We start from the raw sequence: 24,078 nt of genomic DNA on the forward strand, positions 1-24,078 counted from the left end.
TCGACCTGCAGGCTGAGCAGGTCGTTGCCGTCGAAGTTGACCTTGAACGCATTGCCGGCGCCGAGCGCGACACGGCCCATCCTGGCCTGGATCACGCCGTTGTTGGACACGCGTGCGCCGAGCAGCGCGACGCTGCCGCCGTCGGCGGCGGTGATGTGGCCGTCGTTGACGATCGACGCGGTGGAGTTACCCGAGAAGCGATAGTTGCCGGCGAGGAAATCGGCGTCGGCGATGTTCTGGGTGGAGGCGACGAGGCCGCCGACGTTGATCTGTGCGCCGGAGCCGAACAGCACGCCGTTGGGGTTGACGAGGAAGACCTTGCCGTTGGCATCGAGCTGGCCTTGAATCTGGCTGCCGTTGTTGCCGACGACGCGGTTCAGCGCGATCGACTGCCTGCCGGGCTGATGGAACGACACGCGCTCGTTGCCGGCGATGCTGAAGTCGTTCCAGTTGGTGATGAGTTTGTCGGAGTGCTGGTTGACGAGCATCGACTTGCCGTCGTTTTCACGAATGATGTCGGCCTTGCCGGCGGTGATGTTCTCGCCGGTGGGCAGCGCGAAGGCGGGCAGGCTGACGATGCCGAGCAGGGAGAGAGCGGCGGCGACGCGCTTGGCGCTGCCGGGCTTGGCGCGCCGGCGCGCGGTTTCCCCGACGGCGCTCCAGCATCCCTGGGTCTGGTTCCAGACCAGTGCGTAGGTCTTGTTCATGAGATTTTTTCCTCTGGAAAATGACAAGGCGATTGCTTTGTATTGATACGTATACCTAACAAAGCGGAGAAGGGCGGAAAGACGTGACATGCACGCTTCCGGTGGTGCGGGCGGCCAAGCCGCCCGTGCTACTTGCGGCCCCGCCCTGTCAGGTGGGCCGCTCGTCGATTGCCGCTCAGAAGTACTGGGCGGCTTGAACCCAGACGCTCGGCGACCGCGTGGCCGACGCGACCGGATCGGCGTAGCCGACCGGCAGCGCGGCGGTGACGTTGACTTGATGGCGCGAGCCGAACCAGGTCGCGCCGATACCGAGCGACGACAATTGCACGGTGTTGCGATCGCGCGACCAGCGCTGCTTGCTGAGCTGGATGCGGCCCGTGTCGGCGAACGCGCTCAGTTGCCAGCCGGGCGCGGCGAGATAGCGCAGCTCGGCCGTTGCCTGCCAGCCCTGGTCGCCGCTACCGGCGCCGAGCGCGAACGCGCGTACGCCGTACGGGCCGCCGAGGCTGAATTTTTCCGATGCGTCGAGATTGCGCGACGACAGTTGCGCACTGAATTGCGTGTAGAGCTGGAACCGCGAACCGAGTGCCTGCAGGCGCAGCGCGCTGACATTCAGTTTCGCGAACTGGCCCAGCGTATGGACGTAGTAGTCCATGTCGAGCGGATCGTTGCCGCCAAGATGGCCGATGCCGACGGTCGCGGAAAAGCCGGTGCGGCCGCCGCCGCCGAAATCGTCCTGATTGTTGCCGCTGACCCCGAACGACCACAGATCGACGGTCTTGTCGCCCACCACGTCGAACACGCCGTACACATCGCGCAGGTGCTTGTTCTCGTAGACGACCTGTGCGTCGAGGCTCGTGCGCCTGCCGCGCAGCAGCGGCTGCGTGACGAACGCGGAACGGACGTCGGCGCCGCCGTGGTAGCCCAGTTCCTTGAGGCTGCCGCCGATCCGGTAGTTCATGTCGGAATACGCGACGCCGATGCGGGTCGACGCGGGGCCGACCGGCACCTGGTACGCCGCGCGGTAGTAGCGCTGGTTCGTGTTGCTCGTCAGCCCGCGCAGCGAGAAGCGGTCGCCCAGGCGCAGCGGCGCGTTGACGTCGACGCTGCCGGTCGCGCGGTAGCGGCCGGTGAGCGGATCGCCGAAGTTGTCGAGTTCGATCGAGCCGGTCGCGAAGCGCCCGGGTTCGGCGTCGACCACGAGATCGGTCGTGCCGGGTTCGGCGCCGGGCCGCAGCGTGCCCTTCGCATCGACGCCGGGCATCTCGTTCAGTAGCGTGAGGCTGCGCTCGAGACGGCCGCCGTGCGCGATCTCGCCGGGTTGCAGCGACGCAAGCGGCTGACGCAGCGCGCGATCCAGTACGCGTGTGCGGTTGTGCAGTTCGAGCTGCCCGTAGCGGCCTTCGACGACGGCGATGCGCACGACACCGTGTTCGATGTCCTGGCGGGGAAGATAGGCGCGGGCGAGCACGTAACCGTGTTCGCGGTAGTACGTCGTGATGCGCGCCGCGGCCTGTTGCAGATCGCCGAAGCTCAGCTCGCGGCCGACGAGATCGACGAGTAGCGCGTCAAGTCGCTTGGCGGGAATGGCCGCATTGCCTTCGATCGCGAACGCGCTGACCGCGACGCGCGGGCCCGTTTCATCGCTCGCGGCAGGTTCGGGTTCGGCAGGCGCGAGATCGATCTGCGGGGCGGTGGCGGCGGGCAGCGACGGTCGGGCGGTTTCGATGTCGCGCATCGATTGCCCGGCGTTGGGTACCTGCGAGGCGGCGTAGCCGGGGAGCAGCAGCGCGGCGACGACACAGCCGATCCGGCTTCGATCGGCCATTGCTCGCCACGCGTGAGCGCCGTTGTGCGCGTTACCGCGAGAGGGCGCAGCAACGATGGCGCGCGGCGCACTTGCATGCATGCTGGAGACGGTTGCCGATTTGCGAGCGAATTCGGGCACCTGAACGCGACGAACGATACGAATATCCCACCCCGGATAGGAAAATAAGGACCGGTCTCGGGTATTGGAGCCGGTCGATTGGAATTGCCGGGGGATATTACGAAATGGTTTCTGGCGTGAATATTGAACAAGTACTAGCGCATCTGTGAAATGAATCAGTCTTGCATGATTCTTGTGTTGGCGTGTGTTGTGTCCACCGACTGTCGCCGATATCGGGTTCGCGCCATCCGTTGCGGAAGCTCTCCGAGCAAGCGCTCAACGCAGGCAGGCCGCCGAGATGGGCATACGGCACCTTTTACCCCGGTTCGAATCCACGCTTCGCTTTCCTTCCGCTTATCCATCGCGCACACCAGTGCGCACGATGCCTGCCCGGGTAGGGTCAGCGATTGCGGACGTCCCCGGCACGCATGGAGGCGGATGGCCAATCGGTGTACCGGCGGGCGTCTATTGTTTGGGCGAGAAATGTCATTCATCTTTAAATAGGACAAGTCTCTCCCCTATACCAATTTGTTTAGGACATGTCCGATTCAAATCAATGGGTTGCGATGGCAGTATCCCTACATGCATCGTTTTTATCTGAAATGAATCAACGATGAGCAGGACGCGATACGTTTTTTGACATCACTGAATCGCGTCATTGAAACTCGATAATTAACAGTCTGTGACGTTGTTGAAGCGCTTTGTACAACAGGCGGCGTTATGGATTACGAAATAATAGGATAAGGCCACGAGTCGAGTCATACCGGTGCGACGGGGCGGCGTGAGTGCATGCTTTCGTCTCGCCGTGATGCGCTTGCGACAGACGGCCGATCACGTGTCATGCGCTTTTTCGACCATGCAAGTTACACACCCGCGATACGCGGGAAGGTCTCCTGGTTTCGGCTGGCGGATGCCGGGCTGCTCGTCGCTACCGCGTGGGTGGCCAGGAACGCGTTCGGCGATGTGTCGCACACCCGGTCGGATTCCGTGTTGATCGCCATTTCGATTGCATGTGCGCTGGTCCTGTTTCCGCTGATGGGCCTGTATGGCGATCCTGGCCGCCGTATGTCGTGGCGTCGGGTATGGCTTGCACCGGCAGGTGCTGCCGCCGTTCTGTGTGTCGGCGTGATTTCCGTCGCGTCGCTTGACTGGCAATCCGGCGTGGCGTGCGGCTGGGTGTTGGGCTGGTTCGCGTTGTCGGCGGTTGCGCTGAGCACATCGCAGGCGTTGCGGCGCTGGCTCTGCGTTTGCGCAGTGGCACGGAACGCGCGGCGCAAACCGGTCGCGCTCGTCGGATATCGAGAACGCTGTCTGGTGCTGGCGGGCCACCACGGCGAAGGCGACGCGATCGCATCGTTGCCGGTGGCCGCGATCTTCGATCTGTCCGATACACCGGTGGTCGGTGCGTGCGATGCAGAAATTCACCGCGACCTTGGCACCTTCGTCGATTGCGTGCGTCGCGCGCAAGTCGGGGAGATCTGGATCGTGCTGCCGCTGTCGGAAGCCGATCGCATCGGCGCAATCGTCCGCGCGTTCGACACGGATCTCGTGGACATCCGGTTCATGCCGGACTTGGCGGGCATCACGCCGCTTCATCCACGCCAGACGATTCGCGGCCAGGCGCTCGATCTCGTGGCGTCGCCGTTGTCGGCGCAGGCGCTTGCGAGCAAGGCCGTATTCGATCGCGTTTTCGCGGGCCTGGCGCTGATCGCGATCGCGCCGGTGATGGGGGCCATCGCGATCGCGGTGAAGTGCTCGTCGCCCGGCCCCGTGTTGTTCCGGCAGCAGCGCAGGGGCGCGTACGGGCGCATCTTCACGATCTACAAATTCAGGACGATGCGCGCGCACGACGCCGATGTACCGGGCGAAGTACGACAGGCGACGCGAGGCGATCCGCGTATCACGCGCCTCGGCGCGCTGCTGCGGCGGACGAGCCTCGACGAGTTGCCGCAGTTCTTCAACGTGTTGAAGGGCGACATGTCGGTGGTTGGGCCGCGGCCGCATGCGGTGGAGCACGACCGCTTCTATCAATACCGGGTAGACGGGTACATCCAGCGCTACCGCGTTAAGCCCGGTATTACCGGTTGGGCGCAAGTCAACGGGCTGCGGGGCGAGACCGACCGCATCGAAAAGATGCAGCGACGGATCGAACACGATTTGTATTACTTGCGGAACTGGTCCCTTGCGTTCGATGTACGCATCGTGCTGGCGACGCTGTTTCACGGGAAAGCACACACCAATGCGTATTGATGAACACATTTCCGGGCCGGATCGTTTCGTGACCGTTGCCCGTCTTCTGCCGATGCCTCGTCGCGCAGCCGCTTGGCTGATGTGTGTGGCGTTGACCGGGTGCGCCTATGCGCCCGGCATGCGGATGGCGGGCCCGGCCGATGCGCGAAATCCGCAGGCGGTCTATGTCGACGCGGACAGCAATGGCGCGCGGACTGATCGGCATATCCCGATCGTCGAACTCGATCTCGGTCGCGTTCGGCAAATGCGCGGCCATGCGGTACAGGCGTCGCTCGATGTGTCGCGCGCGCTTGCCGGAACGGCGGCGCCTTACACGATCGGTCCCGGCGACGTGTTGCGTATCGTCGTCTGGAACCACCCCGAACTAGCCGCAGCGCAAGGGGCGCAGCAACCCGCCACCACGCGTGACGCAGATCCGGCCGCCGGTTTCGTTGTCGATCAGGACGGCGCGCTCTCCTTTCCGTACGCAGGCCGGATCGAAGTCGCCGGGCTGCGACCGGAACAGGCGCGCGATCGCATCGCGGCGGCGTTGTCTCGCTACTTTCGCGAGCCACAAATCACGCTCGGCGTTGCGTCGTTCCGGTCGCGCCAGGTGTTTGTCGAGGGCGAGGTGCGCAATCCGGGCGTCCTGCCGCTGAACGATGTGCCGACGACGGTTTACGAAGCGATCGGTCGTGCGGGCGGGTTGAACGATTCGGCCGACCGCAGCCGGATCGAGCTGGTGCGCGGGGGCACGTCATACGCGCTCGATCTGACGCAACAGAGGGGCGGGCAGACCGGCGCCGCGCGCATTGCGTTGAAGCCGGGCGATCTGCTGCGCGTTGCATCGCGCAACGACAGCTTCGTCTACGTGATCGGCGAGGTCGGCAAGTCGGTGACTGCGACGCCGGATCGCAACGGGCGCATCACGCTGGCCGATGCACTGGTGCAGGCCGGTGGCCTCAATCCCGGTTCCGCCGACGCCGCGCAGATGTACGTGATTCGCGGTTCGCTCGACCGGCAGCCACAGGTGTTCCACCTCGACGGTACGTCGCCGGTCTCGATGCTCGTCGCAAAGGAATTCGACTTGCAGCCGAAAGACGTCGTCTATGTCGACGCGAACGGCCTGGTGCGCGCGAGCCGCGTGTTGAACCTGCTGCTGCCCGCCATCAATGCCGGCCTGACGGCCGGATTGGTCACGAAATGACGTACGGCACCGCCGTGCGCATTTCCCGATACCCCTAAGCATTCGATACTCATGATCTCCCGTGTTCTCTTTGTCTGCAGCGGCAATCTTTGCCGCAGCCCGATGGCCGCTGGCCTGTTCGCCCGCTTGTTGCCGCAGGTGTCAGTGACGTCGGCCGGCCTCGATGCGCCAGTTGGCGAGCCGGCTGCGCCGGAAGCCATTGCGGTGCTGCGGTCGCACGGCATCGATCTGTCCGGCCATCGCGCGGTGCGCCTGTCGGACGCGATGTGCCGGGACGCTGACCTGATTCTCGTGATGACCGCCGCGCAACGGCGCGAGCTCGAAGCGCGTCATCCGTTCGCGCGCGGCAAGGTGTTTCTCGTCCGGGCCTTCGACAGCGTCGACGTGTTCGACCCGGTCGGCGAGTCGCGGGAGCGTTTCGACGCGTGCTACGCGCTGCTCGCGACGGGCCTGGCCGACTGGATCGCCCATCTCGGCTACGCGGGCCGGCGGCGCGCGGGAGGATGGCAATGACGAGAACCTCCGAACAGGCAGGAACCTTCGACTTCGCCGCGTTGTTTGATACGTTCCTGATCCATCGCCGGATGATGGCCGTGGTCTTCGCGTCGTTCGCGATCACTGGTGTCGGATGGGCTTTGCTGTCGGCGCCTGTCTATCAGGCCGACATCCTCGTTCAGGTGGAGGACAGCAGCACAGATTCGATGGCGCGCTCGGCATTCGGCGATCTATCGTCGATGTTCGGTATCAAGACGTCCGCCGAGACGGAAAAGCGCGTGCTCGGATCGCGCTTCGTCGTCGCGCGGGCCGTCGACCGGCAGCGCCTGTTCATCGATGCGCGGCCCGTGCGTTTCCCGCTGATCGGAGATGCGCTGGCGAGAATGGGGGGCGCTGGCGAGTTGGCGGAATCGTCCGGATGGGGCGGTTACGCGTGGGGCGACGTGCATGTCGAGATCGACGTGTTCGACGTGCCGACCCGGTTCGAAGGCGATCGGTACGACCTTGTCGTGCTGTCAGGCGAACGCTATGCATTGTCGGGACCGGGGCTTGCCGGGCGTGTAACGGGCGAGATTGGGCAGCGCATGCGGTTCGACAGTGCGAGCGGGCCGGTCATCTTGAAGATCGATATGCTCCGGGCGCCGCCGGGCACACGTTTCGACCTTGTCCGATACGCGCGGCTCGACGCGACTGTCCGGTTGCAGGACGCGCTGGGCGTGACTGAAGTCGGCAAGGATTCGAATGTACTGGGTGTCCGACTGCGGGGGACCGACGCACACCGGATCACGGCGACGCTCAACGAAATTGCCGGGTTCTACGTCGAGCAGAACGCCGCGCGCAAGGCTGCCGAGGCCGCGCGATCGCTCGACTTTCTTGAACGGCAGCTCCCGGAGCTGCGGCGCACGCTCGACGATTCCGAGGCGCAACTCGCGGCCCTGCGCAGCAAGCTGGGATCGGTCGACGTCGCGGGCGACGCGCAGGCGATCCTGCAGGCAGCGGCCGACAACGAGACGCAACTCGTGCAGTTGCGCCAGAAGCGCGCCGAACTGTTGGGCCGCTTCACGGCGGAGCATGAATCCATCGTGTCGCTCGACCGACAGATCGCGGTGCTCGGCGCGCAGGCGAGCGAAATCGCTACCCGGATCGCGCAACTGCCGAAGCGGCAAGGCGAACTCGTGCGTCTGGAGCGCGACGTGAAGGTGAACAGCCAGCTTTACGTCGGCCTGCTCGACAACATCGAACAACTGAAGCTGCTGCGTGCAAGCCGCATCGGCAACGTTCGCGTACTGGATCTGGCCGAGGAGCCGCAGCGGCCGGTCCGCTTCCGGCGAATACTCGGCATCGCGGGTGCATGCATGCTCGGCATGCTGATGGCGATGGCGGCGGCCTACGGGCGAGGGTTGCTGTGCCGGGCGCCGTCCGATCCGACCGAACTCGAGGATGCGACCGGGCTGCGGGTTGCGGCCGCCGTGCCGCGCGTGAGCGGGAAGCGCGGTGGGCGCACGATGCGCGGCACCGATCTGCAGCCGCTCGCGAGCAGCGATCCCGGCGATCCGGCGATCGAGGCTTTGCGCAGCCTGCGCGCCACCTTGCAGTTTGCGATGCGCACGTCGGGCAATAACGTCGTGCTGGTCACGGGTCCCACGCCCGGCGTCGGCAAGTCGTTCGTGTCGGCCAATCTCGCGCTGGTGGTCGCGGCGGTGGGCCAGCGCGTGCTGCTCGTGGACGGCGACCTGCGGCGCGGCCGGCTCGATGCGATGTTCGGTGCCGCGCGGGCCGGTTTTTCCGACGTGCTCGCCGGCGATGCATCGCCCGACGACGCGATACGTGCGACGAAGCATGCGAATCTCGATTTCATGGCATCCGGCGTGGGTCGCCACAATGCGGCGGACCTGCTCAATGCCGGGGCGCTGCCGGCGGTCATGGCCGAGCTGGCGAGCCGCTACGACGTCGTCGTGATCGACAGTCCGCCGCTGTTGCTGGTAACCGACGCGACACTGCTGGCGCCGTTTGCCGCCGGCAATGTTTACATGGTTGCGCGCGCGGGGCGCACCGAGCGTGGCGAACTGCAGGAGGCGGCGCGCCGCCTGCGTCAGGTGGGCGTCGAACTGGACGGGGTGATCCATAACGGCATCGATCCTCACGCTGGCCGGTTTCGCTACGGCATGAAGTACGCGACCTATCGGTATGGCGCGTCGAAGGACCGCGCCGGCAAACGCGTTCAGGAGGTGCGGTCGTGAGGGGCGCAACGAGACGCGATGCGACGGCACTCGTGCTGCTCGTGCTGAGCGCGGGCGGGGCAGCGATGTTGGCCTTCGCGGTACAAGCCGTGCTCGCCCGCACGTGGGATGTCGAAGCGTATGGTCATTTCTCGACGGCGCTGGCCGTCGTGACGGTTGCCGCGCCGGCGGTCGGGTTCGGTGTGCCCGCGTTCTGGCTGCGTGTGTACGGGATGGAAGGGGGGCGCGCAGCGCGCTGGGTGCCGGCATCGCTGCACTTCATCTGCATCAGTGCAGTTGTTACCGCTGCTGCGGTCGCCGCCTGGGCGAGCCTGGGCGTGCACGAGCACGACACGGCAAACCTGTTGTTGTGGATGCTGCCGGCCTTGCTTGGCCAGAGCGCCATCGAGCTGTGTGGCGCGCGTTACCAGCTCGAAGGCAAGTTCGCGCGGGTGAGCGCATGGCAGCTCGTCCAGCACGCGGCACGGCTCGTCGTCGCGGTGCTGGCCGCGTGGCTGCATGCGGGCGCGGCGTTCGTCGCCGTCGCATTTGGTGCGATTGCCATATGCATGACGGTCGGCGCGTGGCGGTCGATGCGCGTGCTGCGAAACGGGCAGGCCGTGCTTGACGGCCATGGTGATGGGGCGGAGACGGGCGGGCCGGTCGAACCGACACCCGGCATCGCACAGGTCGCGTGGCAGGCGTTACCGTTCGGCGTCGCAAGCCTGCTGTATTTCACCTATGCGCAGGGCGGCCTGATCGTTGCGGGCGTCGTGCTCGGGCCGCGAGATGTAGGCACGTACAACGTCGTTGTCACGACGCTGGCCGCGGTTTACCTGCTGCCGGCCGTGCTGTTCCAGAAACTGTTGATGCCGCGCCTGCACCGCTGGGCGATGACGGACCCGGCCCGACTGCGGCGCGCGTTTCATGCGGGCAATCGATGGATGGCGCTCGCAGGCCTGGCGGCAGGCGCGGTGCTTGCCGTGGCGGCGCCTGTTGTCGTGCCGCTCGCGTTCGGAGAGCGCTATCGCGACGCAATCCCGCTCGTGCAGTGGATGGCCCTCTGCGCGCCGCTTCGATTCGTGACGACCAGTGCATCGTCGGTGATGACGACACGCGATTTCATCGCGGTCCGGAATCGGTGCGCGTTCGTCGCGCTCGCAGTCGGCATGGGGCTTGGCGCAGGGTTGATGCCGGGATGGGGATTGGCCGGTGCGGTGGTCGCGGCGATCGCGGGCGAAGTGCTCTGGTGTGTGCTGGCGCTGGCAATGGGGCAGCGCTGTGTGACTTCGGTGCCGCACCCGCACATCCAGGACGGATCAGGGAATGCACCAGCGGCGGAGCGCGGCGTTCCAGTTGCAACGGCAGCGTTTGCCGAAGCCGTGCGTCCATCGGTTGTGCCCGTCAGCGTGATCGTGCCGTGCCATTGCAGCGTCGAGACGCTCGAGCGGGCGGTGGCCTCGGTTTACAGGCAGACATGGCGGCCTGCCGAGCTGATCCTCGTTGACGATGCGAGCCCCGACGACACGCTCGTCTGCATCGAAGCATTGCGGCTGCGATATGGCGGCGACTGGATTCGTGTGCTTGCATTGCCGCGCAACGGTGGACCGGGTGCGGCGCGCAACGCTGGATGGCGTATCGCGACGCAGCGCTTCGTCGCATTCCTCGATGCCGACGATACGTGGCATCCCAACAAGATCGAAAGCCAGTGCGGCTGGATGGATGCCCATCCGGACGTGGCGATCACTGGCCATCCGGTGATGCAGCTCGCTGCCGACGCAGCATTGCCCGACGCACACATGGTGCCGCCCGCGCCCGAGCCGGTGTCGCGACGCGCCGTACTGTTCTCGAACCGCTTCACGCCGTCGAGCGTGATGGTGCGCGCCGAGGTCGCCGCCCGTTTCGACGAGCGCAAGCGTCACGCCGAAGACTATTTCATGCTGTTGCAGCTCGTGCTGGTCGAGCGCGGCGCCGCTTATCTGTTCGACACGCCACTGTCGCATGTGTACAAGGCGCAATTCGGCGCAGGCGGCCTGAGCGGCCAGCTGTGGAAGATCCAGCAGGGCGAGCAGCACAACTATTGGCATTTCCGTCGAATCGGCGCAATCGGCGGTGGCGAATGGTGCGCCTATACGGTGCTTAGCTTCGCGAAGTATCTGCGGAGGTGTGCTTTGTCGGGACGGTTCGCATGAACGGGCGCGCATTGCCGGTGTGGAGCGTCCGATGATCCATTACATCGTTCCGCTCGCGATCTTCTATTTCGGTGTCGCGCTGTGCACGACCTATGGTGGCACGAGCCGGGCGGTGCTGCTGGCCGCTGCATTGCCGATGATCGCGCTCGTCGTGCTGCGCGGACACGCAGGTACCGACACTGCCGCGTACTACGCCGCGTTTTCCGGACTGGAAACGGGCGTCGGCTATGGCTCGGAGCCGATCTTCCAGGCGCTGACCGGGTTGCTCTGGTCCGTCTGGCCCGATCCGCGTTTCGTCGTCAACGGCATCTCATTGCTGATTGCGCTGACCCTGATGTGGGCGCTCGGCGGCGCACGTTACGGCGCGTGGTTCGGCGGGCTGCTGATCGTGCCCGGCATGTTCTACGAACTGTCGATGAACGTGATGCGGTTCGGGCTTGCGGCTGCGCTTTTTCTGCTTGCGACGCGCGTGCCGGCGCACGAGCGGCCGTGGCGCTACCTCGCCTTCGCGGTGCTGGGAACCGGCGTGCATTACTCGTCGATCCTGCTGTTCGTCCTGTTCCCCGCTGCGACGCGCCGCAGGCAGGGGCCAGTGCTCATGTTCGGTGTGCTGTGCGCGTTCGTGGCGGCGCTCGCGATGCCGGCCTACCTCGGCGACAAGACCGATCTGTATTCGAGCATGGCTGCGCCGAATGCGTCGTCGGGCTTGCTGTTCGTGCTGCTGCAGACGGGCATGTTGGCCACGCTCTGGCGTTTTCGCGCCGACTTCGTCGTGCCACGCGCGGGTTTCTGGCTGCTCGTCATGCTGGAGGTGGCGTTCTACGGCCTTACGCGGATCAGCTACGCCGGCATCCGTTTCCAGCTGCTGCTCACGTTCCTGATGGCTGTAATGATGCTGCGCCAGTACCGGCCCGCAAGCGGCCGCATGTCGCAGGCACTTGTCGTGTGTCTCCTCCTCATCGGTCTTGTCGCCATGGCGGGCCGGTTCAACAACATGCTTGATGAAGCCGGACGCGGTGCGTCTCCGTTCCTGCCGTACCGCGCGCTGCCGGCTCTCGATGCGATCTATCGATAAATTGAAGGCCTGACCCATGAAAGCTTCTCCCCGAAAAATTGTGCATATGACGGAGGCGCTCGGCGGTGGCGTGCTTCATTGCATCGCACTGCTCGCGAATGCGCAGGCCGCGGCCGGCGATCAGGTGTTCGTCGTGCATTCGGTGCGGCCAGATACGCCGTCGTCAGACGTACTCGATACGTGGTTCGATTCCCGTGTCGAGCGTCGTGTGCTGTCGATGTCGACATCGATCGGGCCGCGCGACGTGCTCGCGCTGTTCCGGGTCGCCGCTTGTCTGCGGCGCCTGCGTGCCGATGTGATTCATCTTCATTCATCGAAGGCCGGCGCACTCGGCCGGATGGCCGCGCGTCTGCTCGGATGTGCCGATCGGACCTTGTACTCGCCGCACGGCTTCGCGTTTCTGCGGCGGGACATTTCGGACCGGCGGGCACGGATGCTGATCGGGATCGAACGGATCCTGCACGCAATCGGCGGCCCGCTGGTTGCGTGCTCGCGCAGCGAGGCGCGCTACGCGGCGATGCTCCTGTCGAAAAAGCGCGTGCTCGTTGTCGACAATGCGATCGATCTGAGCCGTTTCGTTGGCGCGGACGACGTTCCGGCATACACGCCCCCCGTGGTCTGCACGTCCGGTCGCGTCGTTTATCAGAAGGCGCCATGGCGATTCGCGCAGCTTGCACGATCGCTCGCCGGTCGGCATGACGTACGGTGCGTATGGCTTGGCGACGGCGCTCCCGATCAGGTTCGACGGTGGCTGGCCGACACCCCCGTCGAACAGACTGGCTGGATCGGCCCGGATGCCATGCGTGATGCACTGGCACGCAGCGATGTGTACGTTTTGCCGTCGCTATGGGAAGGCATGCCGATTGCGCTGATCGAGGCGCAGGCCATGGGGCTGCCGGCCGTGGCGAGTCGTATCGTCGGCAATCGCGACATCGTCGAGCATGGCGTGACGGGCTTTCTCGTCAACAGCGATGCCGAATTGCAGCATTACACGGAACGGCTCCTGCACGATGCGCCGCTGCGTCGGCGCATGGGTAACGCAGCCCGTGCGCGGGCATTTGCGCATTTTGGCGTCGCGCGTTTCCTGCGGGAATTCGACGCGCTGTACGACGCGACAGGCGGGCGTCGCGCGCTACGCGTGCCCGTGCGGCGCGGATGGCGGGAGGAAACGCCATGAACGAATCGACTGTCATCGTGCATCACGACGAACGCGCTCGCCTGAGGCGGCGCACGGTACGAATCGCCTTTTTCGGCTTTTACGGCCGCCGCAATTTCGGCGACGACCTGTTCGGTTACGTCCTGCAGCGGATGGCCGCGGGTGCGGGCGACGTGCAGCCGATGCTAGTCGGCGCGCCGGTGCGACGCGAGCTGAGCGCAGCGTGGCGGTGGAAGCCACTCTCGTGCGGCTTCGGACGGGGCGGCCGAGTTGGCACGATCGCGCGCTTCGCGACCTATTGCGTGGCATTGTTGCGGGCCGACGTTGCCGCATTCGGGGGCGGCTCGCTGTTCGGTGCGCATGCGTCGCTGGCATTTGCGCGCCTGATCGTCAACGGAGCGGCGCTGATGCGCAAGCCGGTTGCCGCACTTGGTATCTCCGTGGGACCGTTCGACGATAGCGGGCGGCGCGGGCAATTCCTCGGCCTGGCCACCCGGCTCGGCGGGCTCGCGGTGCGCGATGCGGCGTCGCTGGAGGAGCTGCGCGGTTCCGCGGTGAGGTCCCCCGCAGTGCTGCTTGGTGATCTCGCGTTCGCGTTGCCGGCGCTTTATCGACCCGCTCGGATTGACGGCCTGCGCACGCTGGTCGTTGCCGTGCATCTGATGGGATACGTCGAGCATGCGGCGGCCATCGTGCGCGACGCTGATCTGAGCGGCTGCTTCGACCGCGTGCGTTTCGTCGCGCTGGACGATGCCGGTGCACGGGTGGCCGATGCGATACGTAAGCGCTATACGCCGCAGACAGTGGAAATCGATGATGTCCGCTATGCGGATTCGATCGAATCGATCGTCGATGTCCTGGCCTCGGCATCGTGTATCGTGACGTCGAAGTTGCATGGGGCGATTACGGGGCATGTGTACGGCGTACCGGTGCTGCTGTTCTGTTATCAGCGCAAATGCGCCGACTTTCTCGACGATCATGGATTACCCGGGCCACGCGACCCGATGCCGGCGCCGAGCGATTGCGTGGCTGTGATGCGTGCGCTGAAAGACGTATCGCGCGATGGCGTTGACGAAGCGTGTTACTTGCGTGCGGAACGGTACCGTCGCGCATTTGCCGATTTCATCCGGTACGTGGCCGGATTGCGCGACTGACGATGCGTCATATCACGTGGGCTCGACGGAGGCGCGATGCGCGCGGGCATGGTCGCATCATGTCTCCACCCGCCCCCGTCACCCGTTGCGGAACATCTCGCCATACGCGCTCAACGCCGGCACCCCGCCGAGATGCGCGTACAGCACCTTCGATCCCGGCTCGAATTCCCCGCGCCGCACCTTGTCGATCATCCCGTGCATCGATTTCCCTTCATAGACGGGATCGGTCAGCATCCCTTCCAGCCGCGCACACAGACGAATCGCCTCCAGCGTGCCGTCGTTCGGCAGCCCGTATTCCGGCCCGGCATAACGCGTGTCGAGCACCACGTCCTGCTCGTCGACATCGCGGCCCAGCCCGACCAGCTCGGCCGTGTGCCGCGCGATGCGCGTGATCTGTTCGTGCGTGCGCTCGGGCGTCGCCGACGCGTCGATGCCGATCACGCGATCCGCGCGTCCGTCGGCCGCGAAGCCGACGACCATCCCCGCCTGCGTGCTGCCCGTCACCGAGCAGACCACGACGTAATCGAACGTGAAGCCAAGCTGCGCTTCCTGCTCGCGCACTTCTTCCGCGAAGCCGACGAAGCCGAGCCCGCCGAGCGGATGCTCGGAACAGCCGGCGGGAATCGGATACGGCTTGCCGCCCGCCTGCCGCACGCTCTCCATCGCTTCTTCCCAGCTGCGGCGAATGCCGATGTCGAAGCCGTCGGCGACGAGCCGCACGTCGGCACCCATCATCCGCGACAGCTGGATGTTGCCGACGCGGTCGTACACCGGATCCTCGTAGTTGACCCAGTGCTCCTGAACGAGCACGCACTTCATCCCGAGATGCGCGGCGACGGCCGCGACCTGGCGGGTCTGGTTCGACTGCACGCCGCCGATCGACACGAGCGTGTCGGCACCCTGCGCGAGCGCGTCGGGGACGAGGTATTCGAGCTTGCGCATCTTGTTGCCGCCGAACGCCAGGCCGCTGTTGCAGTCCTCGCGCTTCGCATACAGCTCGACCTTGCCGCCGAGGTGCGCGCTCAGGCGCTTGAGCGGCTGGATCGGCGTCGGGCCGAACGTCAGCGGATAACGGGGAAAGCGTTGCAGGTTCATCGACAGGCTCCGAAGGACGGTGGGCGGGAATTCGAATCGGTCGGCGCGGCCGGCGTACCGTGTCCCGATGCAAAAATGATAGGCAGGACCGCGCGAAATGAGCTTGCGAAATAAATATTCAAGACCTACGTTTTCGATGAAACGAACACGCATCAGATAATTTTGGATCGCAAAATTGAAAGGAGACGCAATGAAATTAGATCGCGGCAACGTGGCGCCGGCCGACACCGCACCCGCGCTCGATCGCATCGATCGCGCGATCCTGCGCCAGTTGCAGCAGGATGCGTCGATCTCGAACGTGAGCCTCGCCGCGAAGGTGAAGCTGAGCGCGCCGGCGTGTCTGCGGCGCGTCGAGCGGCTCAAGGAGATGGGGTTGATCCGCGGCATCGTCGCGTTGCTCGACCCGAAGCCGCTGGGTGCCGGGATGCTGGTCGTGATCGGCTTCGTGCTCGATCGCTCGACGCCGGAGGCGTTCGCCGAATTCGAGAAGGCCGCGCAGAAAGTGTCAGGGTGCGTCGAGTGTCATGTGGTGACCGGCGAATTCGACTATTTCATGCTGGTCCGCACGCGCGACAACGAGAGCTTCAACCGCTTGCACGCCGACCAGCTGCTGTACCTGCCCGGTGTGCGGCAGGTGCGCTCGTTCATGGTGCTCAAGGAGATTCTGTCGACGCATGCGCTGCCGGTGTAGCGCGCGGGCGCGACGCACGTTCGTCGTCACGGCGCCGTTTTGCACGATCGCGTATGCTCGTCCCGTCATCGGCGAAGGTGGCAGCCGCCGACGCCCGACCGACTTCGCGGCGATCGCGAAGGGCGCGGGGATCTTCAGCGTGCGCGTCGAGCATTTCGAGAACGTCGAACAGGCGCTGCGGACCGCGTTCGCGCATGACGGCCCGGCGCTCGTCGACGTCGTCACGTCGAAGTACGAGCTCGCGATGCCGCCGAAGATCGAAATCGCGCATGCGAAGGGCTTCAGCCTGTTCATGCTGCGCGCGATCCTGAGCGGTCGCGGCGACGAGATCGTCGAACTGGCGCGAACCAACCTGCGGTGAGGCGGCGGCGCGAGTGTCGGGCCCGCGGCCGCATCGGCCAACGGGCACAGGATTCGAATTGACCGGTGTCGAAGGGCGGAGCCCCGCCGCATGCGACCGTCCCATGAGCGCGTCGATCGCCGAGCTTGCATCCGGCGGCGGCCGGCGCAATCAGGGACAATCTTCACGTCGCCTTAAGTTGGTATTTCCTAGAATCGATTGATTGTCGCTGTTGCGCGGCAGACCGGTTTGTCCAGGAGGATGCACGTGATAGAGCCCCGTGTCGTCGTAACCCCGTGCCATGCAGTCACCGGCATGCCGAAGCTGAATGCGCAACCGCGCAAGGCGGGCCGATGATCTGGCCGAACGCGTTGCGTGTCTCGGCACTGTTCGTGCGCGAGTGGGTCGGCCGCCCGGCCGCGGTGGGCGCGTTGTGCCCGAGTTCGCGGCATCTGGCGCGCAAGATGGCCGAAATGGTGCCGGATGGCGAAGGGCTGGTCGTCGAACTCGGCGGCGGCACCGGTGCGATCACCGCCGCGTTGCTCGAACGCGGCGTTGCGCCGCGCCGCCTGGTCGTGGTCGAGCGGTCGCCGGCGTTCGTGCAGCATCTGCGACGGCGCTTTCCGGGCATCACGATCGTGTCGGGCGATGCGCGGCAGCTCGAGCGGCTGCTGCCGCCCGACGCGCGGGTCGACGCGATCGTGTCGTGCCTGCCGCTGCGCACGCTGCCGCGTCCGGACGTGACGGCGATCATCGGGCAGTGCCGGCGCGTGTTGTCGCTCGACGGCGTGATGGTCCAGTTCACCTATGACCTGCGCCCGCCCGATCGCCATCCGCTCGGCGATCCGGGATTGGTTGCCTGCGGCAGCCGGATCGTCTGGGCCAACATCCCGCCCGCCCGCATCGTGACCGTGGTACGCAGCGCCACCGCCGAATACGCGGTTTGACGCCGTGGCGCGCGGCCACCGGGGCACGGTGCCGCGCCGCAGCCTTTCATCAGCCATACTGATCCTTCCAGTTTCCGTTCGTTTCGCATCACATCGGATTCCCGCCATCGCCTTTCATTTTGAAAGCATCAGCACGTCTGTCGTCGGGATGCGTCGCACGACATCGCCGCGGGCCGCCTCGTGCGGCTGCCGCCGGTGCAGCCGATCGAGCCGTTCGGCTATGGCTCGACAGCGTGCCGAGAACGTCGCGGTCGAGCCGGTGCGCGCGTTGGCCGCGTGTTTGCGGGAACCGGCGGCGAGGATGGGGGGGCGCGATGCGGGCTATCCCCAACGTATCGCACGCCCTGACGATCCGCCATGGCATGGCCGCTCCCAGCCCGCCGATAGCGCTATCGGCCAGATCGATTGGCTTGAGTTCGAGTAGGGATGTGTCCGATTCCCGGAACACGGAAATGCGATTTTCGGATCGGATCAACGCGGAATGGGTAACGCTGAAAGTCAATCTGCCGGTGCTGTCGAGATAGGCTTGAATCTCCGATCCGGCTGGCGCTCCGCATAACGAAACAAGCACTTCGTCGGAAACGTCTCCGTCCACGCCAAGCAATGCAGCGATGTTCAGATCGCTTCGATCGACCGCGAGCCGGTTGTCGAAATACGCCGTTTCGTACGGTAGGGCATGACTGAGATCGACAGGCTGGGAGGACATGGCTGCGTGCAGAAACGGAAAGCCTCAGCATATCGCCACGTATCCTGCCAGCCGAGTCAACGGAACGGCCTGGTCGAAGGCGATGCGGCCGCCCGGCTTCCCGCGCACTTCAATGTACGCCGGCCTCTTCCAGCGTCGGATGCTCCTGTCAGCATTGATGGGGCCGGCAGCGCAACCCGGCCGGTTCCACCGGTCACCGGCATGCCGTTTTTTGCACTTCGATGCCGTTTTTTTGCACGGTATTGATACCGCGCCTTCTAAGCTCGGAAGGTAACCGGCGCGCTCGCGCACACCCGGCTCGCGGCGTTGCTGCATTCCCCGCCGGGCGGGCATGTCGTCAGCGCGCGCACCGTGCGCGGCGTGATCCACGTGGACTTCGACATCGCGGCAGAGGATCTCGCCTTCACGCTGCACATGCTGATCGCGCAGCAGGCCGATACCGTGATCGGTCCCGTCGCGTGGCGCTTTCACGTCGGCTCGCAGATTCGCCCGGCCCGGGAATGCTGATTGCTGGTAGTTGCTGGTAGTTGCTGGTAGATTCGGCACCGTTGCGCCGGCCGCCGCGTTGTCCGCCGGACCGCCGGACCGCCGCCGCGGGCGTTTGTGCGCCGCGTCGCAAGCGGCGCTGGCCTTCGACAAGGAGGATCCATGTACCTTACGGAAGAAGTACACACCGCGCGCCCCGCCAGCCGTCGCGTGCGCGTGGTGACGCTGCCGTCGGGCAGGCAGCTCGCCCGGCAGTTGCGGGTGACGGTTCGCGCGGCAGACGTGCTGCTGCGCCAGGCGATCCGGTTGCCGGAACGCCATCAGTGGTCGATCGACAGCGAGCGCGTCGACGCGGCCGGCGACCCGCTGGCCGCATGGGATTCGCACGTGACGCTGCGCATCGCGAAGGGTTTCGCACCGTCGGTCGACGCGAACACGCGCACCGGCGATCCCGATCAGGTTGCGGTCGAAATCCGGCTGCTGCTTCCCGAGCAGGCCTATATGGGCGAACAGCGCGTCGGCATCTTCGGCCGGCGGCACGGCAACCGGTTCGGCGCGACGTTGTCGGTGACGGCCGGGTCGCAGTGGGGCGGCCGGCGCAACGAATGCATTCCGCCGGCCGGACGCCATGTGCACGGCGACACGCTGGAAGCGCTCGTCGATACGGTGGCGGGCATCGTCAACGCGGCGTTGCTCGCGGCCGGCCATCCGCGCCCGGGTGGTTCGTGACGACTCAGGCGTCGCCGGTCTGGCCGGTTTGCCGCTGCAGGTCTTCCATCAATTGTTCCGCAAGAAAGTCGCACGGCGGGCGCTTCGATTTCGTGCTGCGCGCGAGGATCAGCTCGAGCGGCGGCAAATCGGGCAGCCCGTGCGAGCGGCCGAGCATCGACAACTGCGCGGGAATCGCGCAGCGCGCGAGCGGCGCGACGGCGAGGCCGGCCTCGACCATGCTGAGCAGTCCGAGCAGGCTCGGGCTTTCGTAGGACGTGCGGAACGGCAGCTTCGCGCGTTCGAGGCTGCGGATCGCGTTCTCGCGCGCGACGCTGCCCGGCATGAACACCGCGATCGGCAGCGGCCGTTCTTCCCAGACGCGCGGCCCGTTCGTCATCGCGGCCCATGCCATCGGCTCGTGGCGGATGAAGTCGCCGGACAGTCCCTTGATGCGCGTGCCGCACACGAGATCGACGGTGCCGTCCTTCAGCAGCGGCGCGAGTGCGCTGCTCGGCAGCCCGATCACCTGGATCTCGACCTTCGGATAGGTCGCGGAGAACTTCTTCAGCACCGACGGCAGCAGTGACGACGCATAGTCGTCCGGCACGCCGATCACCACCTTGCCGGTCACTTCCGGGCGCACCACGGCCGCCCATGCCTCGTCGCGCAGCGCCAGCATTCGTCTGGCGAATCCCAGCAGGACCTCACCTTCGCGCGTCAGCACGATGCTGCGCGGCTTGCGCACGAACAGCGGCCGCCCGATCGCGTCCTCGAGGCTCTTGATCTGCATGCTCACGGCCGACTGCGAGCGGTTCACGGCCTCGGCGGCGCGGGTCATGTTGCCGGTTTCCGCGACGGCGACGACGGTGGCCAGCACGTCGTGATCGAGCATCTTCATAGGTATCAGGAAAACTGAACGTAACGATCAGCATTATGCGTTTTTATTGTCGCTGTGTGTCTGCCATAGTGGAATCGAGCTGACCGGATCGTGCGATGCGATGCGGTGCGGCCATCACGCCGGCGTGCCCGGCATGCAGCGCTGAACAGGGAAGAGTGGTGTACCGATGATGGATCATCCGTTGCGCGCCGCACTGGCCGCGGAATTGCATGCCCGGCCGTTCCTGAGGCTCGCCGAAGCCGTGTCGCTCACGCATTACGCGGTCTACACGGACGGCCAGCCCGACATCCACGACACGCTGCTGCATGCGCTGTGCAGCGATACCGGCATTGCTGCGCCGCAAGAAGGCGCGACCCACTACGCGGTGCAGTCGCGGTGCGGCTGGCATCTGAAGTGGGAGCGCCACACCGAATTCTCGACCTTCACGTTCGTCGCGCCGCGCCGCGACACCGGCTATTTCGACGATCTGGCAATCGAAGGCATCCCGGCCGCATGGTTCGCGCGGCTTGCGGGCATCCGCTTCGTCGCGGTGCGCATGGAGTTGCTGTCGGGCGATGCCGCGCGGCTCGTGTGCGGCGACTTGCGACGCTGGATCGACGGGCCCGCGCTCGTCGGCAGCAACGTGCTCGGCGGCGGCAAGGTGTTCTGCGACTGGCATGTGCGCGACGACGGCTTCATGCGCTTTCTCGTCGTCGACGAGGATTTCCGCGAGGAGCAGGGCGGCCGCCTGCTGCAGCGCCTGTATGAAATCGAGACGTACCGGATGATGGCGCTGCTCGCGCTGCCGGTCGCGCGGCGGATGAGCCGCGAACTCGACGAGATCCATGCGGCGTTGCATGCCCTGATGCAGCGGATGGACGCGAGCGGCGCCGCTGGCGACGACGCGGCCCTGCTCGTGAAGCTGACGCATCTCGCCGTGCGGGTCGAGGCGCTGTCGGGGTCCGGCGGTCGCTTCAGCGCATCGCGTGCGTACGAAAAGCTCGTGCTGGCGCGCATTCACGAATTGCGCGAGGAGCGCATCGAGGGGATGCCGACGATCGCGGAATTCATGGAGCGGCGCTTCGCGCCGGCGATGGAAACCTGCCGCAGCGTATGGGCGCGTCACGAGCAGATCGCCGCGCGGATTGCCCGTGCAGTCGACTTGCTGCGCACGCGCGTGAATCTCGCGCAGGAAAAGGACGTGACGCGCCTGCTGGCCGGCATGGAGCGCACCGCGCGCAACCAGCTTCATCTGCAGCATGCGGTCGAAGGGCTGTCGGTGGCCGCTATTTCGTACTACGTGCTGTCGCTCGCAACCGCGGCGTTCAAGGCGCTGCACGTGATGAACCTGCCGGTCGATCCCGAACTGGCGGAAGGCCTGCTGATCGCACCGGTCGTGTTCGCGGTGATTCACATCACGCGGCGCACGCGCGCGCAGCTCGCCAGGTCGGAGGCCGTACATGACGGCGCGCCCGTGCCGGCCGTGTCGGTAGCGGCGTTGAAACAGGCAAGTTAGAACATTGACGACATATCAAAAGAGGAGTGGAGATGAATCATATGCAAACGCAACCCAGGTTTTTCAGTGGCATCGACGCATTCGACGAGCCGGTGTGGGACGAGTCCGGCGCGCCGAAAGAGGTGCACGTGAGCTCGTATCAGGCGGCGATGCAGGAACCGATGACGTCGCTCGTCGGCGGCACGATCGATCGGCCGGATGTCGCGTCGGTCGCGATTCTCGGGTACAACTGACGCGGGATCGTCTCGCGTCGATTCAGCGTCACGCAGGCGCTGCGGTACGCTGCTGTCGCAACCGGAAGGGGCGGCACGCGTGTTCATGGTCAAGCTCCTTTGAGCGAAGCTGACTGACGTCACCGCCCCGGCGTCGCGCGCAAGCAGGACCGATGTCGAGGCGGCCGACCGTCGCGCGTCAGGCGCGCGGCCGCATCGATGCCGGATCCACCGTCCGGCTCTTCGCGGTCTGCCCGTCGCGCAGATCCTTGTACCAGAACAGCGCGACTTCGCCGTCGTTCGCGCCGTCGGCGTACAGCAAGCGGTCGTGCCCGCCCGCGACGAAGCCCGCACGTGCATAGGTGCAGCAGGCCGCGACGTTGTTCGCCTGCGTTTCGAGCCGCATGAAGCGGAATCCGCGGCTGCGCGCCCACGCTTCCGCGGCCGCCAGCAGGAGCTGGCCGATGCCTTGCCGCCGGCACGTGCGATCGACCGCGAATTCCGCGATCTCGGCCATCCCGTTCCGGCTTTCGTTGATCGCGACGAATCCCGCGAGACGTCCGCCCGCGCTCGCGCGGAACAGCGCGATGGCGCCGGACGCGTCGCGCATCCAGCCGATCGGGTCGAAGCCGTAGTCCTTGCGCCGCGCGGGCCGCGCGCGCAAATCCAGCAGATCCTGATACGGCGCATTCAACTCCCACGCGATCTCGAACGAGAAGTCGCATCCGGCGAGTTCGTCGGCGGGAAGCTCGACCGCCTGTTCGATGCTGATGTGCTCGGCTCGGTCCATGTGTCGATGTCCTGTCTTCAGCGTTCAGCGGGATGGGCTGGGATTCGCCCGGTGCGGCGAGCCGGATCGCGTCCGTTCCTGTTGCGAATTGTTGCGCTCGGACGATGCTTCCCCGGGCTGCGCCGTTGAACGCCCGATTATGCGGGATATCGGCACGGGCCTCGTCGCGTTTTGAGTTCTCGCGTCGGATTGACATGGCTCACGGAAGCTGCGCGCACGGGTCGATGAAAGGCGCCAGGAAGCCGAATAATCGTTTACGGTTCGATGACAACTCGATATATTCCGCAAGATATATCGAAGGCCGTGACGCCGGCAGGCGTCGCGGCGGGCAGCCGCTGGGGCATCCGCGGCACCGAGGATCTCGGCGGCGGGCTGAAGGCGCTGTTCCTGCTGGAAAGCGGCTTCAGCAGCGGCGACGGCACGATCGGCCAGGATGGTGCGATCTTCCGCCGTCAGGCGTTCGTCGGGTTGTCGAAGAACGGCGTCGGCGCGCTGACCTTTGGCCGCCAGTACTCCTTCTCGACCGACTACATCGGCGGCAACTACACGATGGGCAGCCAGACGCCGGCCGGCAATTACGCTTATCACATCAACGACCTCGATCAACTGACGTCGGGCCGCATCAACAACGCAGTGAAGTTCCAGAGCGCGAATTTTGCGGGGCTGACGTTCGGCGCGATGTACGGCTTCTCGAATTCGACGCAGTTCGCGGGCACGCCGCCGACGACCGGTGCACAGGGCGCGTCGAGTGCGTACAGCTTCGGTGCGAACTATGCACAAGGGCCGTTCGGCATTGGTGCCGCATACACGAACGTCCGCTTCCCGAACGGTGCATCGCCCGCGTTCGGCGTAAGCATCGCGAACCTCAACACACTCGGCCTGCGCGACCTCGAGACGTTCGGTGTCGGCGCACGCTATGCGATCGCGGCGGGCCTCGTGTGGGCGAACTGGACGCATACGCGGTTCGAACCGCTGTCGGGAGAATCGTCGAAGCTGAACAACTATGAAATCGGCGGCCGCTACGCGTTCACGCCGGCACTGAGCGCGGGCCTCGGCTACACGTTCTCGAAGCTCGACGACCACGTCGAAGGCAAATGGCACCAGGTCAACGCCGCGCTCGACTATGTGCTGTCGAAGCGCACGGACGTGTACGTGAGCGCGGCCTATCAGAAGGCGTCGGGCAGCAACACGGTCGACGGCCGCGTGGTGCCGGTGCAAGCGGAAATCGGTTCGTCGCCGTCGTTCATCGGCAGCGCGGGCGCGAACACGCAGTTCGTCACGCGCATCGGCCTGCGTCACAAGTTCTGACGGTTTGAGCGACGGGCAGCACGGACGTTGCCGAAGCG

The 24,078-nt window shown here is 65.7% G+C and carries 22 protein-coding genes; 16 read left to right on the forward strand and 6 right to left on the reverse strand.

The genetic code is table 11. The features are described from left to right. The coding region (locus tag ACTJKF_RS27160) for a two-partner secretion domain-containing protein (protein ID WP_440627807.1) at window positions 1–707 on the reverse strand (707 nt) is incomplete at its 3' end. Window positions 708–882: 175 nt separating this feature from the next. Next, the gene (locus ACTJKF_RS27165) at window positions 883–2,535 is read right to left on the reverse strand and encodes a ShlB/FhaC/HecB family hemolysin secretion/activation protein (protein WP_440627708.1); all 1,653 of its coding nucleotides are present in this window, start codon (window positions 2,533–2,535) and stop codon (window positions 883–885) included. A 939-nt stretch (window positions 2,536–3,474) separates the two neighbouring features. On the opposite strand from ACTJKF_RS27165, the gene ACTJKF_RS27170 reads away from it, so the two are divergent. The 8 genes from ACTJKF_RS27170 to ACTJKF_RS27205 are packed head-to-tail and all read left to right on the forward strand — an operon-like array spanning window position 3,475 to window position 14,361. Next, window positions 3,475–4,884, forward strand: coding sequence for an undecaprenyl-phosphate glucose phosphotransferase (locus tag ACTJKF_RS27170; RefSeq protein WP_440627710.1), 1,410 nt, complete (start codon window positions 3,475–3,477; stop codon window positions 4,882–4,884). Next, window positions 4,874–6,070 carry a polysaccharide biosynthesis/export family protein gene (locus ACTJKF_RS27175; RefSeq protein ID WP_440627712.1) on the forward strand — a complete coding sequence of 399 codons (1,197 nt, stop codon included), beginning with the start codon at window positions 4,874–4,876 and terminating at the stop codon, window positions 6,068–6,070. The genes ACTJKF_RS27170 and ACTJKF_RS27175 overlap by 11 nt, the downstream gene beginning before the upstream one ends. Before the next feature lie 51 nt (window positions 6,071–6,121). Further along, window positions 6,122–6,583, forward strand: a complete 462-nt coding sequence (locus tag ACTJKF_RS27180; protein WP_440627714.1) for a low molecular weight protein-tyrosine-phosphatase — start codon at window positions 6,122–6,124, stop codon at window positions 6,581–6,583. Continuing rightward, window positions 6,496–8,805, forward strand: a complete 2,310-nt coding sequence (locus tag ACTJKF_RS27185) for a polysaccharide biosynthesis tyrosine autokinase (RefSeq protein ID WP_440627716.1) — start codon at window positions 6,496–6,498, stop codon at window positions 8,803–8,805. Before ACTJKF_RS27180 ends, ACTJKF_RS27185 begins: the two co-directional genes overlap by 88 nt. Then, on the forward strand, window positions 8,802–10,976 hold the full coding sequence (locus ACTJKF_RS27190; protein WP_440627717.1) for a glycosyltransferase: 2,175 nt from the start codon (window positions 8,802–8,804) through the stop codon (window positions 10,974–10,976). Before ACTJKF_RS27185 ends, ACTJKF_RS27190 begins: the two co-directional genes overlap by 4 nt. A 31-nt stretch (window positions 10,977–11,007) precedes the next feature. Then, window positions 11,008–12,051 (forward strand): EpsG family protein, encoded by a 1,044-nt coding sequence (locus ACTJKF_RS27195; protein WP_440627809.1) that lies wholly within the window; start codon window positions 11,008–11,010, stop codon window positions 12,049–12,051. A 46-nt stretch (window positions 12,052–12,097) separates the two neighbouring features. Beyond that, window positions 12,098–13,228: a glycosyltransferase gene (locus ACTJKF_RS27200; protein WP_440627811.1), complete on the forward strand. Its 1,131-nt coding sequence runs from the start codon at window positions 12,098–12,100 to the stop codon at window positions 13,226–13,228. Next, entirely contained in the window at window positions 13,225–14,361 is a 1,137-nt protein-coding gene (locus ACTJKF_RS27205) for a polysaccharide pyruvyl transferase family protein (RefSeq protein ID WP_440627719.1), read from the forward strand. Before ACTJKF_RS27200 ends, ACTJKF_RS27205 begins: the two co-directional genes overlap by 4 nt. Window positions 14,362–14,439: 78 nt before the next feature. Here the strand turns inward: ACTJKF_RS27205 and ACTJKF_RS27210 are convergent, their stop codons facing one another. After that, on the reverse strand, window positions 14,440–15,456 hold the full coding sequence (locus ACTJKF_RS27210) for a 1-aminocyclopropane-1-carboxylate deaminase (protein ID WP_440627721.1): 1,017 nt from the start codon (window positions 15,454–15,456) through the stop codon (window positions 14,440–14,442). A 190-nt stretch (window positions 15,457–15,646) separates the two neighbouring features. Between ACTJKF_RS27210 and ACTJKF_RS27215 the strand changes: the two genes are divergently transcribed. From ACTJKF_RS27215 to ACTJKF_RS27225, 3 genes are all read left to right on the forward strand, one after another. Next, a complete protein-coding gene (locus tag ACTJKF_RS27215) occupies window positions 15,647–16,147 on the forward strand; it encodes an Lrp/AsnC family transcriptional regulator (protein WP_440627723.1) in 501 nt (166 codons plus the stop codon). Next, window positions 16,131–16,508, forward strand: coding sequence for a thiamine pyrophosphate-dependent enzyme (locus ACTJKF_RS27220; protein WP_440627725.1), 378 nt, complete (start codon window positions 16,131–16,133; stop codon window positions 16,506–16,508). The genes ACTJKF_RS27215 and ACTJKF_RS27220 overlap by 17 nt, the downstream gene beginning before the upstream one ends. Window positions 16,509–16,840: 332 nt before the next feature. Next, window positions 16,841–17,434, forward strand: coding sequence for a class I SAM-dependent methyltransferase (locus tag ACTJKF_RS27225; protein ID WP_440627727.1), 594 nt, complete (start codon window positions 16,841–16,843; stop codon window positions 17,432–17,434). An 88-nt stretch (window positions 17,435–17,522) separates the two neighbouring features. Here ACTJKF_RS27225 and ACTJKF_RS27230 read toward each other — a convergent pair whose 3' ends face one another. Next, window positions 17,523–18,140 (reverse strand): hypothetical protein, encoded by a 618-nt coding sequence (locus tag ACTJKF_RS27230; protein WP_440627729.1) that lies wholly within the window; start codon window positions 18,138–18,140, stop codon window positions 17,523–17,525. Between the two features lie 306 nt (window positions 18,141–18,446). On the opposite strand from ACTJKF_RS27230, the gene ACTJKF_RS27235 reads away from it, so the two are divergent. Both ACTJKF_RS27235 and ACTJKF_RS27240 read left to right on the forward strand, forming a co-directional pair. After that, window positions 18,447–18,647: a hypothetical protein gene (locus ACTJKF_RS27235; protein ID WP_440627731.1), complete on the forward strand. Its 201-nt coding sequence runs from the start codon at window positions 18,447–18,449 to the stop codon at window positions 18,645–18,647. Between the two features lie 141 nt (window positions 18,648–18,788). Further along, window positions 18,789–19,355: a hypothetical protein gene (locus ACTJKF_RS27240; protein WP_440627733.1), complete on the forward strand. Its 567-nt coding sequence runs from the start codon at window positions 18,789–18,791 to the stop codon at window positions 19,353–19,355. A gap of 4 nt (window positions 19,356–19,359) precedes the next feature. Here ACTJKF_RS27240 and ACTJKF_RS27245 read toward each other — a convergent pair whose 3' ends face one another. Beyond that, on the reverse strand, window positions 19,360–20,235 hold the full coding sequence (locus ACTJKF_RS27245; RefSeq protein ID WP_044848057.1) for a LysR family transcriptional regulator: 876 nt from the start codon (window positions 20,233–20,235) through the stop codon (window positions 19,360–19,362). Window positions 20,236–20,401: 166 nt separating this feature from the next. On the opposite strand from ACTJKF_RS27245, the gene ACTJKF_RS27250 reads away from it, so the two are divergent. Together ACTJKF_RS27250 and ACTJKF_RS27255 are read left to right on the forward strand one after the other, a co-directional pair. Then, window positions 20,402–21,730 (forward strand): DUF3422 family protein, encoded by a 1,329-nt coding sequence (locus ACTJKF_RS27250; protein WP_440627735.1) that lies wholly within the window; start codon window positions 20,402–20,404, stop codon window positions 21,728–21,730. A gap of 32 nt (window positions 21,731–21,762) precedes the next feature. After that, the gene (locus tag ACTJKF_RS27255) at window positions 21,763–21,963 is read left to right on the forward strand and encodes a hypothetical protein (RefSeq protein WP_440627737.1); all 201 of its coding nucleotides are present in this window, start codon (window positions 21,763–21,765) and stop codon (window positions 21,961–21,963) included. 178 nt (window positions 21,964–22,141) lie between these two features. Here ACTJKF_RS27255 and ACTJKF_RS27260 read toward each other — a convergent pair whose 3' ends face one another. Then, complete coding sequence (locus tag ACTJKF_RS27260) at window positions 22,142–22,732, reverse strand: GNAT family N-acetyltransferase (RefSeq protein ID WP_440627739.1); 591 nt, start codon at window positions 22,730–22,732, stop codon at window positions 22,142–22,144. 264 nt (window positions 22,733–22,996) lie between these two features. Here ACTJKF_RS27260 and ACTJKF_RS27265 point away from each other — a divergent pair, with 264 nt between their 5' ends. Next, window positions 22,997–24,040 (forward strand): porin, encoded by a 1,044-nt coding sequence (locus ACTJKF_RS27265; protein ID WP_440627741.1) that lies wholly within the window; start codon window positions 22,997–22,999, stop codon window positions 24,038–24,040. The last annotated feature ends 38 nt before the right edge of the window (window positions 24,041–24,078 follow it).

Source organism: Burkholderia sp. 22313, assembly GCF_052045245.1.
Classification (GTDB): domain Bacteria; phylum Pseudomonadota; class Gammaproteobacteria; order Burkholderiales; family Burkholderiaceae; genus Burkholderia.